General features: G+C 63.6%; 15 protein-coding genes and 2 pseudogenes. 10 read left to right on the forward strand and 7 right to left on the reverse strand.

All coding sequences use genetic code 11. From position 1 onward, the window contains the following. Positions 1-120: 120 nt before the first annotated feature. On the forward strand, positions 121-252 hold the full coding sequence (locus ACLP4W_RS28755; RefSeq protein ID WP_442390805.1) for an NAD(P)-binding protein: 132 nt from the start codon (positions 121-123) through the stop codon (positions 250-252). A gap of 87 nt (positions 253-339) precedes the next feature. Here ACLP4W_RS28755 and ACLP4W_RS28760 read toward each other — a convergent pair. Both ACLP4W_RS28760 and ACLP4W_RS28765 read right to left on the reverse strand, forming a co-directional pair. After that, positions 340-609 (reverse strand): annotated as a pseudogene (locus tag ACLP4W_RS28760) (short-chain dehydrogenase); the annotation flags it as partial. A 180-nt stretch (positions 610-789) separates the two neighbouring features. Beyond that, the gene (locus ACLP4W_RS28765; RefSeq protein WP_442390781.1) at positions 790-1,287 is read right to left on the reverse strand and encodes an SRPBCC domain-containing protein; all 498 of its coding nucleotides are present in this window, start codon (positions 1,285-1,287) and stop codon (positions 790-792) included. 602 nt (positions 1,288-1,889) lie between these two features. Between ACLP4W_RS28765 and ACLP4W_RS28770 the strand changes: the two genes are divergently transcribed. From ACLP4W_RS28770 to ACLP4W_RS28785, 4 genes are all read left to right on the forward strand, one after another. Continuing rightward, complete coding sequence (locus ACLP4W_RS28770; RefSeq protein ID WP_442390807.1) at positions 1,890-3,017, forward strand: hypothetical protein; 1,128 nt, start codon at positions 1,890-1,892, stop codon at positions 3,015-3,017. Between the two features lie 3 nt (positions 3,018-3,020). Then, positions 3,021-3,803, forward strand: a complete 783-nt coding sequence (locus tag ACLP4W_RS28775) for an SDR family oxidoreductase (protein WP_442390783.1) — start codon at positions 3,021-3,023, stop codon at positions 3,801-3,803. Beyond that, positions 3,803-4,948, forward strand: coding sequence for a sulfotransferase family protein (locus tag ACLP4W_RS28780; protein ID WP_442390785.1), 1,146 nt, complete (start codon positions 3,803-3,805; stop codon positions 4,946-4,948). The genes ACLP4W_RS28775 and ACLP4W_RS28780 overlap by 1 nt, the downstream gene beginning before the upstream one ends. A 157-nt stretch (positions 4,949-5,105) precedes the next feature. Further along, on the forward strand, positions 5,106-5,618 hold the full coding sequence (locus tag ACLP4W_RS28785; RefSeq protein ID WP_442390787.1) for a nuclear transport factor 2 family protein: 513 nt from the start codon (positions 5,106-5,108) through the stop codon (positions 5,616-5,618). A gap of 87 nt (positions 5,619-5,705) precedes the next feature. Here the strand turns inward: ACLP4W_RS28785 and ACLP4W_RS28790 are convergent. Beyond that, positions 5,706-5,860 (reverse strand): annotated as a pseudogene (locus ACLP4W_RS28790) (2,3-dihydroxybiphenyl 1,2-dioxygenase); the annotation flags it as partial. Positions 5,861-6,362: 502 nt separating this feature from the next. On the opposite strand from ACLP4W_RS28790, the gene ACLP4W_RS28795 reads away from it, so the two are divergent. From ACLP4W_RS28795 to ACLP4W_RS28810, 4 genes are read left to right on the forward strand one after another with little or no spacing between them, the layout of a single operon-like run. Then, entirely contained in the window at positions 6,363-7,547 is a 1,185-nt protein-coding gene (locus ACLP4W_RS28795) for an acyl-CoA dehydrogenase family protein (RefSeq protein WP_442390789.1), read from the forward strand. 30 nt (positions 7,548-7,577) lie between these two features. Further along, complete coding sequence (locus tag ACLP4W_RS28800; RefSeq protein WP_442390791.1) at positions 7,578-8,687, forward strand: acyl-CoA dehydrogenase family protein; 1,110 nt, start codon at positions 7,578-7,580, stop codon at positions 8,685-8,687. A gap of 4 nt (positions 8,688-8,691) precedes the next feature. Continuing rightward, entirely contained in the window at positions 8,692-8,922 is a 231-nt protein-coding gene (locus ACLP4W_RS28805) for a hypothetical protein (protein ID WP_442390793.1), read from the forward strand. Positions 8,923-8,934: 12 nt separating this feature from the next. Further along, positions 8,935-9,948, forward strand: coding sequence for a MarR family winged helix-turn-helix transcriptional regulator (locus ACLP4W_RS28810; protein WP_442390795.1), 1,014 nt, complete (start codon positions 8,935-8,937; stop codon positions 9,946-9,948). Positions 9,949-9,979: 31 nt separating this feature from the next. Here the strand turns inward: ACLP4W_RS28810 and ACLP4W_RS28815 are convergent, their stop codons facing one another. From ACLP4W_RS28815 to ACLP4W_RS28830, 4 genes are all read right to left on the reverse strand, one after another. Continuing rightward, positions 9,980-10,465 carry a nuclear transport factor 2 family protein gene (locus ACLP4W_RS28815; RefSeq protein WP_442390797.1) on the reverse strand — a complete coding sequence of 162 codons (486 nt, stop codon included), beginning with the start codon at positions 10,463-10,465 and terminating at the stop codon, positions 9,980-9,982. Continuing rightward, positions 10,462-11,370 (reverse strand): LLM class F420-dependent oxidoreductase, encoded by a 909-nt coding sequence (locus ACLP4W_RS28820; protein WP_442390809.1) that lies wholly within the window; start codon positions 11,368-11,370, stop codon positions 10,462-10,464. Before ACLP4W_RS28820 ends, ACLP4W_RS28815 begins: the two co-directional genes overlap by 4 nt. Positions 11,371-11,476: 106 nt before the next feature. Then, positions 11,477-12,271: an SDR family NAD(P)-dependent oxidoreductase gene (locus ACLP4W_RS28825; RefSeq protein WP_442390799.1), complete on the reverse strand. Its 795-nt coding sequence runs from the start codon at positions 12,269-12,271 to the stop codon at positions 11,477-11,479. 250 nt (positions 12,272-12,521) lie between these two features. Continuing rightward, positions 12,522-12,782, reverse strand: coding sequence for an SDR family oxidoreductase (locus ACLP4W_RS28830; protein ID WP_442390801.1), 261 nt, complete (start codon positions 12,780-12,782; stop codon positions 12,522-12,524). 12 nt (positions 12,783-12,794) lie between these two features. Between ACLP4W_RS28830 and ACLP4W_RS28835 the strand changes: the two genes are divergently transcribed. After that, the coding region (locus ACLP4W_RS28835) for a nitronate monooxygenase (protein ID WP_442390803.1) at positions 12,795-13,461 on the forward strand (667 nt) is incomplete at its 3' end.

Below are 13,461 nucleotides of genomic sequence, written 5' to 3' on the forward strand. Positions count from 1 at the left end.
TACATGGACACGCTGCAGCGCGTGAGCAGCCAGCTCGAGGATTACCTAAAGGACTGAGCCGGCATTAGGTCTCGATAGTCGGGGCGGGCGGTCCCTTGGGACACCGAGTGCGACCTTCTGATCGTTGGCTCAGGCGGCCGTGCGCTCACCGCCGCGTACACCGCGGCCCGTGAAGGTCTACGGGTGATCATCTTCGAGGCGACCGACCGCGTCGGCGGCGGTGAGCGAAACGACCTACCCCGGCGGCGGTAACCCGATCGGCGCAGCGATGGTGTTCGGTCACCACGCGGCACTTGACATGTCGGAGTCCGCTGACCGGCAGGCCCGGTGACGGGCACATCACATGCGCGAGCCGCCGTTGACATGCACCTCGGTACCGTTTCGGTACCGAGGATGAAGTAGGCGTCGCCGGAGCCGAGCATCGCGACGACCGCGGCGACCGAATCAGGTTTGGCGAAGGTCGGGCCGTTCTGCAGTGGCAGGATGGGGGCGATCTTGCCGAAGGGCGAAGTATGCGTCGGCGGGCAGCCGGGGTCCGATGCTCTGTTTGGATTCGCCTGTGCCGGTGTTTATTCCAGATGAGATCGATCCGGGTTGGACGGCATTGAACTAGATACCTTCCTTGCTGAACCGCATCCTGGAGGAAGGTGGAACGGTCGTCGCCGCTGACATCAGCGATGCCCTGGGTGCCCGTCTCGATGACCGTCCGTGAATCTCGATTACGTGCGGGGAGGCCTGGCCGTCGGCGGCCAGACGCATAACGTTGGGTCGATGCGTGCGGAACGCAACTTAGTCCGCGGAGCGCATGGCGTGAATGCTCTCGCTACGACACTTGAGTGCAATGGCGGTGTCGTCGAAAGCGCGTTTCACCCAGAGCCCCACCACGGCCATCATCAGCGCGGCGTTCTCGCCCAGGAATGCGTCGGTCGAGTAGTAGCGGCAGCGCTGGTCGTCGACCTTTTCGATGATTTGGTCACGCCGCGCAGCGTTGGGCGACTCCTGGGTCGCGCGCAGTTCCCACGACAGCAGTCGCTCAGGTACGAACGCACACAGGTATTCGGTGTTCGCGAATGTGCCACCTGCGCCCGAGTAGTCGGCAAGCAACATCTCCACGGTGGCACCGATCTCCAGCGTTGATTTGGCGGATCTGCAGAATGGATTCCAATCCCCGTAATGCTCTAAGTCCGTAAGAACCTCCCAGACAACGCTTGCGGGAGCATTGATTTCGACGGTCTGTGAGCGAACGAGGGCCGCCGGGTCATAGCTGGGTAGCGCGACTTCGGTCACTACTCCTCCATCTCGGCATCCAAGAAAATAGCCGCGAGCCCGGACGCAGGCTTCATTCGCGTCTCGATCATGCATGGCACAACTCAGCCTTGCGGCCCTTGATGCCGATGGATGGAAATGATGTTCTCGGCGCCGATACAGTGCGGCGGCGCAACCGCCGCGACGCGCGGCTACCCACCGCAACAGCGTTATCTGAACTGACCTCCCGTTTCGCCGGATGACCGCTCACCGCGACGCGCGCGGCGGTTGGCATTACCCGCCCACTGACCGGAACAAGGCTCAAGGCTGGTCTTCGCGGCGTGAAAGGGTGTCGATAGCAGAAGCGATGCGGTGGAGGCGACGTTGGTTACTGCGTCAGCAACGAACCTGAGTTACGACACGACCCTGCGGGAGACTTCGACCGAGGACGGGTTCGGCTGCACCAAGCCGTCGGAAGTGAAGCTCGCGGAGGACCTTCCCGCATCCCGCTGTTCGGAACAACACATCGATGTGAACGCCGCCACCTCGATACAGCGACCGCTCACCTTGCTGCTCAATCGTGAGGAAACCAGGTGACTCAAACGACCACACAGCGCCCGTCCGGCGCGGGATTCGATGCTGCCATGTACTCCCAGCCGCTGATGGACGCCATCGCCGAAGCCGAGCATTTGGTGGCCGCGGCGCCGCACATCGAAACCGAAGCCGACCTGCTGGAGGGACTGCAGTATCTGGCGGGCTGCGTGGCGGGGTCTACGCATATGGCGTTCGACTTCGAGCGCGACCATCCATTCCTGCACAGTGGTACCGGCCCGTTTACCAAGATGGGCCTGGACAACCCGGACACGCTGTACTTCGGGACCCGGGTGCACGCCGAGCGCGAGTACATCGTGACCGGGAGGCGCGGGACGACCACCGACCTGAGTTTTCAGGTGCTGAGCGGCGAGTACACCGACACCGAAGTGCCCGACAGCGAAACTGCCTTCGACGACCGTGAGCTCGACATCGCCGAAGACGGCAGCTTCGAATGGCGGCTGCGCCCGACCCTTCCGGGGCAGCTGGTGGTGCGCGAGGTGTACGGCGACTGGTCGCAGCAGCGCGGCACGCTGGCCATCGCCCGGCTGGACACCGCAGGCACCGCTCCACCACCTTTGACCAAGGCGACCATCGAAGAACGATACGCCACAGCGGGAAAGCTACTGGTGAGCCGGATCAAGACGTGGCTGCAGTTCCCGCAGTGGTTCTACTTCAACATCCCGGTCAACACGCTGGTCGCGCCGCGGCTGACCCCGGGTGGGTTGGCCACCCAGTATTCGTCGGCCGGCCATTACGAACTTACACCCGATCAGGCTCTGATCATCACCTTGCCGGTGACCGACGCCCCGTATCTCGGGTTCCAGCTCGGCAGCCTCTGGTACATCTCCCTCGACTACATCAACCACCAGACGTCGCTGAACGGCACGCAGGCGCAAGCCGATCCGGACGGAAAGATCCGCATCGTGGTGGCCGATCGCAACCCCGGCGTCACCAACTGGGTCGAAACACTCGGGCATGCGAAGGGTTTCCTACAGTTCCGCTGGCAACGCGTGTCGCGCCAACTCACCGAGGCCGACGGTCCCGCCGTCGAGTTGGTGGACTTCGACGCAGTGCCGGCGTCGCTGCCGTTCTACGACAACAACGCCATCACCGATCAGGACTGGCGTGCACGAATTGCCCTGCGCCAGGCGCAAATCGGCAACAGAATGGTGGGTTAGCAGGTGTCCAGGATTCTCGACGGCAAGGTCGTGGTGATCAGCGGTGTAGGCCCGTCACTGGGCACCGCACTGGCGCGGCGATGCGCCGAGGCCGGCGCCGACCTGGTGCTGGCCGCCCGAACCGCCGAGCGCCTCGACGATGTGGCCAAGCAGATCACCGACATGGGACGACGCGCGGTCGCAGTCTCTACCGACATCACGCACGACGATCAGGTGCAGAATCTGGTCGAGTCATCACTGAGCGCCTACGGCCAGGTGGATGTGCTGATCAACAACGCCTTCGTGAACCCGTCGATGAAGCCGTTCGCGAACACCACATTCCAGCACATTCGCGACGCGATCGAGCTCACCGTTCTTGGCGCGCTGCGACTCACCCCGGGCTTTACCCCGGCGCTCGCCGAATCAAAGGGATCTGTGGTGAACGTCAACTCAGCGGTGATCCGGCATTCGCAGGCCAAATACGGCGCGTACAAGATGGCGAAGTCGGCGCTGCTGGCGATGTCGCAGTCGCTGGCCACAGAGCTCGGCGGGCACGGCATCCGGGTTAATTCTGTTGTGCCCGGATATATCTGGGGCGAGACCCTGAAGAGGTATTTCACCCACCAGACCGTCAAGTACGGGACGACGATCGAGCAGATCTACGACGCAGCCGCGGCCCCGTCAGATCTCAAGCGACTGCCCATCGAAGATGAAGTGGCATCGGCCGTCCTGTTCATGGCCAGCGACCTCTCCAGCGGCATAACAGGGCAGACACTCGACGTCAACTGTGGGGAGTACAAGGCCTGATGGCGACTCGAACCGACGTCGGCACCGTCGACGACCTACTCGCCTCGGCCACCAAGGCGGTCGGCCTCGACGACTTCGGAGCCGACGACGACAACTACCGCGAGGCACTCGAGGTGCTACTGGAGTCCTACCAGCGCGACGCCGACTTGACCCCGTTGGGTAGCAAGATTTCTCGTTTCTACCTGCGCGGGGCATTGACCGGCCGGCTGCTCAGTGAAGCGGCCTGGAAGAAGTACCCACAGCATGTCGATGTCCCGATCGAGCGGCCGATCTTCGTCACCGGGCTGCCCCGCACCGGCACCACCGCGCTGCACCGATTATTGGCAGCCGACCCTGCCCACCAAGGCTTGCAGTTGTGGCTTGCCGAATACGCCCAACCACGGCCACCACGTGAGACCTGGGCCGACAACCCGGTCTACCGCCAAGTCGAAGCCCGGTACACCCAACAAAACAGCGAATACCCCGAGCACACGGGGCTGCACTACAGCACCGCCGACGAGGTGGAGGAATGTTGGCGGCTTCTTCAACAGTCAGTGCACTCGGTGTCCTACGAAGCTTTGGCCCACGTCCCCCGCTATGCGCAGTGGCTTTCCAAGCAGGACTGGACACCGTCATATCGCAGACACCGCAAGAATCTTCAGCTCATCGGCCTCAACGAGGCAGGCAAACGCTGGGTGCTGAAGAACCCCAGCCACCTTTTCGCGCTGGACGCGCTCTTTGCGACTTATCCCGATGCCCTGGTCGTGCAGTGCCATCGGCCGGCCGAGACGATCATGGCGTCGATGTGCTCACTGTCTGAGCACACCACCAAGGGTTGGTCGAATTCCTTCGTCGGAGCGCAGATCGGCACCGACGCACTGGAAACCTGGTCACGCGGCCTGGAGCGATTCAACGCCGAACGAGCTAACCACAATTCGGCCCAGTTCTATGACGTCGATTACTTCGACTTCATCGCCGATCCCTTTGCCGCCGTCGAGGGCATCTACCGGCACTTCGGTCTGCCGTTCACCGACGCGGCGCGCCAGGCCATCGAAGAGATGCACACGGAGAGCAAGACCGGGCCGCGCGCGCCGAAGCACACCTACTCACTGAGCGATTACGGCCTGACCGTTGACGCCGTGAAGGCGCGATTCGAAGGGCTGTGACGCATGAGCCCTCATGGGGCGACGGGGAGTGGGAGCAAAGGTCAACCTGTGGATGGTTCTTGGTGAGGCGGCGGTCGGCCCCGCCAGACGGTGTCGGTGGCGCAGCAGGTGCAGGGGTATCGATTGCCACGGTGTGACGGCGAAGAAAGTAACTAACGTGACTGACGACCGGCTGGCCGAACTCGAGCAGCGGCTGCAACGGATTGAGGACGAGCGCGCGATCGAGCGGTTGATCGCCTCGTATGGGCCGCTGGTGGATGCCTGCGAGGCCAATGCGGTGGCGGAACTATGGGCTACAGCTGGTGTCTACGACGTCGATGGCTTGCTGATGAGTAGCCGCGATGATGTGGCCAAGATGGTGAACTCGGATGCCCACCAGTCTCTGATCCGCGGCGGTGCAGCGCATTTCCACGGCCCGGCCGTGGTCACCGTGGATGGCGACGAGGCGGTCGCGGTGTGTGAGTCGGTGCTATTGCTCCGCCGTGACGAAAATTTTGTCGTGGCGCTGGCCGGCGCCAACCACTTCCAACTGCGCCACATCGACGGCCGGTGGCAGATCGTCACTCGTACCACCCGCGCACTCGACGGCAAAGACGAAGCACGTCAGCTGCTTTCAGATGGTGTCACGGGCCAATTACGCCGCGAGCAGGTAGTCACCACAGCCGACTAAACCCGACACAAAACACTCTGATCGTGGTCTGCCGCGGACTCAGACCGAGGGCATCACGCAGGCGCGATGAGCGAGGCTTCCGCGTCGTCATGGCCGGCTGAAATCCCATTGATGGCCCCAGTAGCTGTCCGCGGTGATTTCTTCTGCCGTATACGAGGTTTCGTCGACCAGCTTGCCTTCGCATCCCACCTCGAGATCCCACCTCCGGGCGTTCGCACGTAGAACGACACCATCTTGTCATGCAGATCGGACGGGGCGAAGCCCGCGTCCTCGCGGATCGTGACCGGATAGAACAGCCACGCGGTGTGGAAATCCGGATCCTGCCGGGGCAGCCGGAACAGGTTCGGGTAGCTGCCGAACGCCCAGGAGCTCGGAGGGTTCGAAGTTCCATGGCAGCACATCAAGGTGAAATCGTTGTCGTAAGCGACACCGTCGAGGTCCTCACGGAGGCTGCCTCTCTGTCGTGCCGGCTCACAATATCATTGCATGAGATCAGTCAAGTATCGAACAGACGGGTTGCGGATTCACTCGGCAGACGGCCTCGGAACCTCTTCTCGAGAGCATGCTGGCTGTGTATGCGCCCTGTAAATGCTTTCTGCTTAAGGCGATTACAGCGGCAACGATAACTCGGCAAGTCCAACTTTCGGATATGAATTACGGTGCACATGATACTTGACATAAAGCATGTATATGTGGTGAACTCGACGGAGTTTGGCGACACGGACCGGCGAGTCGGAGAAGAGTATGTACTTGGAAGACACTGCTGAGCAGAGCGCGCTACGCGCACGCCTCCGTAACTATTTCGCCGAGCTGATGACAGATGAGCTGCGGTACGAGTTCCGGGAAAGCCACTACGCGGAGAGCGCCACCGACGCGTATCGGCGAGTTGTGCGTCAGCTCGGCGAGGACGGCTGGCTGGGTATCGGTTGGCCCAAAGAGATCGGCGGCCAGGGTCTCTCGATGGTTGAACAGGCCATCTTCAACGACGAGGCATCACTGGCCGAGGTGCCGACACCGCTACTGACCATCAACAGCGTCGGCCCAGCGATCGCGGCTCATGGCACCCCTGAGCAGCAGCGAACGATCGTGCCGGGCATCCTGCGCGGCGAGCTGCACTTCGCGATCGGCTACTCCGAGCCCGAGGCGGGAACTGACCTCGCCTCGATTCGGACCCGGGCGGTACGCGAGGGCAACGAGTACATCATCAACGGTCAGAAGCTCTGGACCGGAATGATGGAGGCTGCCGACTACATCTGGCTGGCGGTCCGCACCGATCCCGACGCCCCGAAGCACCGAGGCATCTCGGTTCTGCTGGTTCCCCGGCACAGTCCAGGCATCAGCTCGACGAGGCTGCGTAACCTCGGCAACCACTCCATCGCCGCCGTCAGCTTCGACGATGTCCGTGTACCGGTGGAAAACTGCATCGGCGGGGAGAACAACGGCTGGGCGATGATCACCGGTCAGCTGAACAGCGAGCGGGTCGCCCTGGTGCCCTCGGCACCGCTGGAGCGTGCCATGGCTCGGGTGCTCGAGTGGGCCCGTGATCAGAAAGCCGAGGATGGCTCAAGTCTCTTGGACCGCGAGTGGGTCCGCGCCAACCTGGGCCGCGTACGCGCCGACCTTGAGTTCCTCAAGCTTCTCAATGCCCGCCTCGCCACCGCTGTCGATCGTCACGAGCTCCAACCAGCGGAAGCATCCGCGGCAAAGGTGTTCGGTACCGAGCTGTTGACACGCGGCCGACACCTGCTGTTCGAGATCGTCGGACTAGACATCGGCCTCGACGAGGATTCCCCCGGGCGGGTCTTCGATGGCGCATTCGCCAAAGCGGCGTCGTCGTCGAACGTACTGGCCTTCGCTGGGGGTGCCAACGAGATCCAGCGGGACCTCATCGCACAGCTGGGTCTGGGCCTTCCGCGCACAGCGCGCTGAGTACCGTCGTCAGGACTTAAGGAGAAAAAAATGGACTACAGCCTGGATGAGCAGCAGCGCGACGTGCGTGACCTCGCTCAAGAGATCCTCGCGAGTCGGGTCACCGCTGATCGCCTGACCGAGCTGGAGGCGAGTGACAACTGGTTCGATACCGGACTGTGGGGCGATCTCGCCCAGGCCGGGCTCATCGGGATCGCGATACCCGAGGACCAGGGGGGCAGCGGCGCGGGATTCGTCGAGCTCTGCCTCGTGATCGAGGAGATTGCGCGGGTAGCGGCACACCTATTCCTTGTCGAGTCGGCGACCGCCGCCCTGGCCATCACTCGTTTCGGTACCGACGCCCTGCGGGACGCGCTGGTGCGTCCGTTCTGCGCGGGCGACCTGTTGCTCAGCAGCGCCATTACCGTCGACGGTGTCGCGTCTCGCGGGCTGAGCGCGCGGGAGGTGTCCGGCACCTGGCAAGTAACCGGGGAACTGTCTCACGTACCGCTCCTCGACAAGACCGCTCGAGTGCTCGTCGCAGCGAGCGATGATGCCGGAAACCGTGGCATCTTCCTGCTCGACCCCACGACCGCGGGCATCACCGTCACCGCCCAGTCGTCGATCGACCGCAGACCGCGATGGCAGCTGGCGGCGGCCGCTGGTGTCGCGGTCCCCGCCGCTGACGTGCTCATCGCGCCCGGCTCGCCGGCCGAGGAGGCCGAAGCGTGCATCCGTGACTGGACGCTCGTGGCGCGGTGCATGACCCAGCTCGGGCACAGCGAAGCCGCGCTTGACATGACAGCGAGTTATGTCAGCGAACGACGCCAGTTCGGACGTCCCATCGGTTCGTTCCAGGCGGTCGCCCATCGCGCCGCCAACGCCTATATCGATGTGCTCGGGATCCGGTTGACGGCATGGCGGGCGGCGTGGCTCGTGGGCCGGGGGACGCCTGACGCTGAGGCTACGGCGATCGCCGGGTGGTGGGCGTCGGATGCCGCGACCCGGGTCGTCGAGGCGGCAATGCACCTGCACGGCGGGCTCAGTGTCGACATGGACTATCCGCTGCACCGGCACTATCTGGCGGTGAAGCAGTGCGAGCTGGCGCTCGGCGGGCCGTCACGACGGATGCTGGAGCTCGGCGACCTGATCGGCGCCTGAGGTGGTGTCCGCGACGGCTGTCGCTGGCGCCGACAAGACCGTCAGGCGGATCAAACTCTCCGTCGACGACCGGCTGGCCGTCCTGCTCGACCCGGACTCGTGGGTCGAGGAGGGCGCACTCCCCAACTCGGAGGTCGAGGGCCTGGCCGCCCCGAGGGCCGCGGCGGGCCCGCTGTCTTGCGATACTTGGCAGATGGCCGGTACCTGCCGGACGGGATGGCCCCGCGGGATGTGAAGGAGTCCATGGGTGAGATCGCCCGGTGAGGACGTCCATCTCGAAACCCTTACCCTGCGGCTACTCAACCGGGTGGTATACGCGACGAGCAGCCGTGGGATGACCCGCCAGGTCCGTGATGTCACTGGCATCGATCTACCGCCGTCCGGTCTGCGGCTGCTTCAACTGCTCGCGGGCCGGCCACCGGTGGCGGCAAGTGTATTGGCCGCCGAGTTGACCATCGACCTGTCGCAGGTGAGCCGGCAGGCCGGCCAGCTCGAGGAGCTGGGGTACCTGGCCCGCACAGCGGATCCCGCAGACCGCAGGCGAACGCTGTTGGCCCTGACCCCGAAGACCGCGAGGCTGCTCGACAAGTGGCTGCTGGCCTGGAGCGATGACTACCTCAGGCCCGTCACGACATGGCCTGAGCGCGACGTGGTGGACCTGACGCGCTGGTTCGCCGTCGTGCACGATCGCCTCGACAAGGCGTTGCCCGGCAGACCCGCCGCCCGCAGCGCCGAACGTTGGCAGTCCCTGGTCGATCCGAACGTGTACGAGCCCGCCGTGCGGACATTCCTCAGCACTGTCATGGGGCTGGTGTCCTGGGCCGGTCAATCAGGCGGTTTCGACGACCTTCTCCGGGTCGTCCGTGCGCCGATTCGCCAGCACGGGTACTTCACTCTCCGGGTGGTGGCCCGGAACGGTCCGATGCCGATCGTCGACGTCGCCGAGCCGCTGGGCATCGATCCGTCCCAGGCCAGCAAGCGGATTCGCCAGCTCGCCGAACTGAGACTGGTGGACCGCGCCGTCGACGGCTTCGACCGGCGTAGCAACCTGATCCGGGTCTCCCGCAAGGGGGCCGCTTTGCTGACCAAGGTGCGTGAGACGCAACTGACGGGCTTCCTTGAGACGCTCGGTGAGTTGCCGGCGGCGGATCGCACACGCTGGACGATGTTGATGCACCGCTACTTCGACCTGATGCTCCAGATGCCTGAGGCGGACGGATTGATCAGGGCGCTGGACGAAGGCTCGGTATCGCTGCCCTGACGGGCGTCCAACCCGGCAGCTGAGCCGTCGTTCACACCCCTGCTGCCAGGATCTCTCGCGCTTCGGCACTCCCGTCGAGGACGTGGCCGACTCGGCGTTGGACTTTCCACTCGCCCGCCGTTTTGATCAGTTCCCAACGGTTGGCGGTGATCCGAAGAACCTTGAACGCGGATGGATTCTCTGGGTCGGTGATCACGAGTTGTGAATGGCCGGTCGCGACGGCACGATCACCGTCGATGACGATATGTGCGGGGGTCATCATGTGCGCGGAACCGTTCAGAATGAGGTTCTGGTGAGCGGCGCCACGCACCATGGCCCGTAGTTCGTCTCGGCCGTGCATCGCCCCGGAGTCGATGTCGTACACGCCGTCCTCGAGCCACATGTTCGCGACGGCGTCGGCGGATCCGCTGTCGACCGAAGGACCGTACTTTGTCAGGAGATTGGTGATCGCGAGCCGGTCTTCGAGCAGCTCCACCCGTGTGGTCAGGGCTTCGATCAACGTCATTTGATCGGTCATCGTGCGTCCTTCTCCATGTGATGAGCGGAACTTGGGGCGGTGAAATGAACTCCTTCGGCAAGCGCGAGCCGGTGGAGTTCTTCGAGCTGTTCGCGGTAGTGACTCGTGTTTTGCGCAGCGATCGAGGCATTCGCGATGGTCGCGCCCGCGTCGCGCATGCGATTCAGTACCCGGGCGGTCTTCGCGGGGTCGGCGGTGGGATCGAGGGCGGCGCCGGCATTCAATATGACATCAAACTGGTCGGGGAGCGCGGCCCGCGCAAGCATTTCTTGAAGTTCGGACAGTCTGAGTCCGAACGGTACCCAGCCATCACCGTAGGCAATCGCCCGGCGCAGCGACCGCCCTGTCTTGCCGCCAATCCAGATCGGCACCCGGTCTTGAACCGCGTGTGGTTGTACGACGAAATCTGCAAAGTCGTAGAACTTTCCGTGATATTCGGGTTCGGGATTCGACAATGACGCCCGCAGGGCGGCGAGAGCGTCGTCTGCACGGGCACCCCGGTCGTCGAACGGTGCGTTGATGAGTTCGAACTCTTCTTTGAGGGTCCCCACTCCGAGTCCGAGTACGAGTCGGCCGTCGCTGACGAGATCAAGGGTGCCGTACCGTTTAGCGATCTCGAGTGGATGGTGGTAGCCGAGGACCAGGACATGCGTGGCGAGCAGAATCTGAGTGGTCTGAGCCGCGAGAAACCCGAGAGTGGCCAGCGGATCCCAGTAGGTCCCGCCACGCTCTTTTGCGACATCGACGGGAATGGCGACGTGTTCGCTGCAGGTGAGGTGATGGAAACCGAGCCGATCGGCGGTCGCTGCTATCTGCGATAACTCGTGGATTCCGGCAGTTGCCTCCCACGGCGACGTCGAGGCCGGATGCTGAATCAGCACCGGTGAGACGATTCCCAACTGCATCGGCGGTTGATGGCCGGCGCGCTTGGACGTCGTCACGGCCGCGCACGTTGAGCGGAGAGGGCCAGGACGCCATGCCGTTCAGCGCCCCATTCCGCGTCTACGAAAATCAATCGTCGAAGCCCATCACTTTGCGGACCGCAGCTCTATTGCTCTCGGCGATCTTGTCTCGGGGGAAGCCGGACTGCTTCTCGGCGCGGGGGAAGTTCTTTGCCGCAATCCAGACCGGGCCGTCGGTCAGATGTTCAAGACCTTCGCGCGCAACATCTTCGGGCTCAGCGGCTTTCACTCCCGGCAGGTCGAAGTTCAAACCTTCGCGGATCATCGCGGGGGTACGCGTGAGCCCCAGGACGAGCTCAACCACGTGCACCCCGAACGGTTTGAGTTCAAGCCACAGCCCTTCGGCGAAGATACGACCGAAGGCCTTGACGGCGGAGTAAACGCTCATGTGCTCGGAACCAACGAACCCGCCCATCGAGCCCACCAGGATCATGCCGCCGCGCCCGCGCTCTTTCATCTTCGCACCGAAGTGATGTGCGAACTCCATTTGTTTGTTGACGTTGAGCGTCACGACCCCGAAGAATCCGTCGAGGTCTCCCGTGACGAACTCGTGCCCGTAGCTATTTGCTCCGGCGTTGAAGATGAGGAGCCCAACCTCGACATCATCGGTAGCCGCCCTGACCTGATCAAGCGCATCTGGATCGAGGAGATCGATTGCCAGAGCACGCACCTCGACGCCATTGGCGCGCGCCGCGTCAGCGGTTTCCTCGAGGGGCCCCGGCTTACGGGCGATGAGCACGAGGTTGATGCCGAGCTTGCTCAGTTCGATGGCGAAGCTGGCACCCACTCCCTCCGAACCTCCGGCGATCACTGCCCACGGCCCGTAGTACTGGGGATCAATCACTGTCAACTCCTGAGAACTGAAAAGTTCATTACGTAGTCAGGCTAGCGGTCCGCCAGACCCTGATCAGCTGCCGTACCGTTGATCGGAACGATTCGTCCGGTGAGATTCCCGGTGACTGCGGTCACTGGGCCAGGTGATCGACGTAATCCTCCCCGGTTCAACACGTTTCGGGTTTTCATGCGCCGGCGTGGCCGGCCGGTCAGCGTAGCTTTATGAGTCCTCCGTCAACCATCAACGTCTGTCCGGTGATCTAGGCGGCATCGGAGCTGGCGAGGGAGACTGCGACTCTACCGATGTCGAATTGAGGGTCACCGAAGCGATGCAGGGGCACCGCGCTCAGGATCGACTCTGACAGGCCCGGGTTGGCGTCAAGGTAGGCCTTCACACCTTCTGTGAACGCGAGCGGAGAGATGACATTGACGTTGATGTTGTCTGGCGCCCATTCGTTGGCAGCAACTCGGCTGATCGCGCGCAGGCTGGCATCGAGTACCCGATCTTCGCGTTCAGCCACTGCCGTGACGTGGTGGCGGCGGTATCTCGCGCGGGCGGCATGGGCGTGCTCGGCGTGCTCGCGATGTCGCCGGAGGAAATCGATATCGAATTGCGCTGGCTGGAAGAGAACGCCGACGGCCGTCCGTACGGAGTCGACGTAGCCTTGCCGGTCACCACGGCCGACCGGGAGGCCGGCATGAGCAACACCGAGAACATGCACGGCCGGCTGGAGCAGATGATCCCGCAGAAGCATCGGGAGTACGCCGAAGAGATCATGCGCCGGTGTGAGTTGCCGCCGCTGCCTGAGACGGGCCAGCATCAGGATTGGACGGCCGAGGGCTTCACCGCCGCGGGCGGGGAAGAGCAGATCGAGGTGGTGCTGAACCATGAGTACGGTCTGCTGGTGAGTGCGCTGGGTCCGCCGCCCGCTTGGTTGATCGATCGCGCGCACGAGCGCGGAACGAAAGTCGTTGCTTTGGTGGGCAAGCCGGAGAAGGCGGCCCGCAATGTCGAACTCGGTGTGGACGTTGTCATCTGCCAGTCCTATGAAGCGGCGGCGCACACCGGTGAGATCGGCGCCATGGTGTTGATTCCCGACGTCGTCGACGCGGTGGGCGACGTCCCTGTGCTTGCCGCGGGCGGCATCGGATCGGGTCGGCAGATGGCTGCGGCGATGGCCCTTGGCGCCCAGGGCGTCT

Origin of the sequence: Mycobacterium sp. (assembly GCF_052145595.1) — a bacterium.
Taxonomy (GTDB): Bacteria; Actinomycetota; Actinomycetes; order Mycobacteriales; family Mycobacteriaceae; genus Mycobacterium.

Bases quoted from the DNA above. Each gene is read 5' to 3' on its own strand.
- ACLP4W_RS28770 (WP_442390807.1), top strand. From the start codon at position 1,890: ATGTACTCCCAGCCGCTGATGGACGCCATCGCCGAAGCCGAGCATTTG.
- ACLP4W_RS28780 (WP_442390785.1), top strand. From the start codon at position 3,803: ATGGCGACTCGAACCGACGTCGGCACCGTCGACGACCTACTCGCCTCG.
- ACLP4W_RS28795 (WP_442390789.1), top strand. From the start codon at position 6,363: ATGTACTTGGAAGACACTGCTGAGCAGAGCGCGCTACGCGCACGCCTC.
- ACLP4W_RS28800 (WP_442390791.1), top strand. From the start codon at position 7,578: ATGGACTACAGCCTGGATGAGCAGCAGCGCGACGTGCGTGACCTCGCT.
- ACLP4W_RS28815 (WP_442390797.1), bottom strand. From the start codon at position 10,465: ATGACCGATCAAATGACGTTGATCGAAGCCCTGACCACACGGGTGGAG.
- ACLP4W_RS28820 (WP_442390809.1), bottom strand. From the start codon at position 11,370: ATGCAGTTGGGAATCGTCTCACCGGTGCTGATTCAGCATCCGGCCTCG.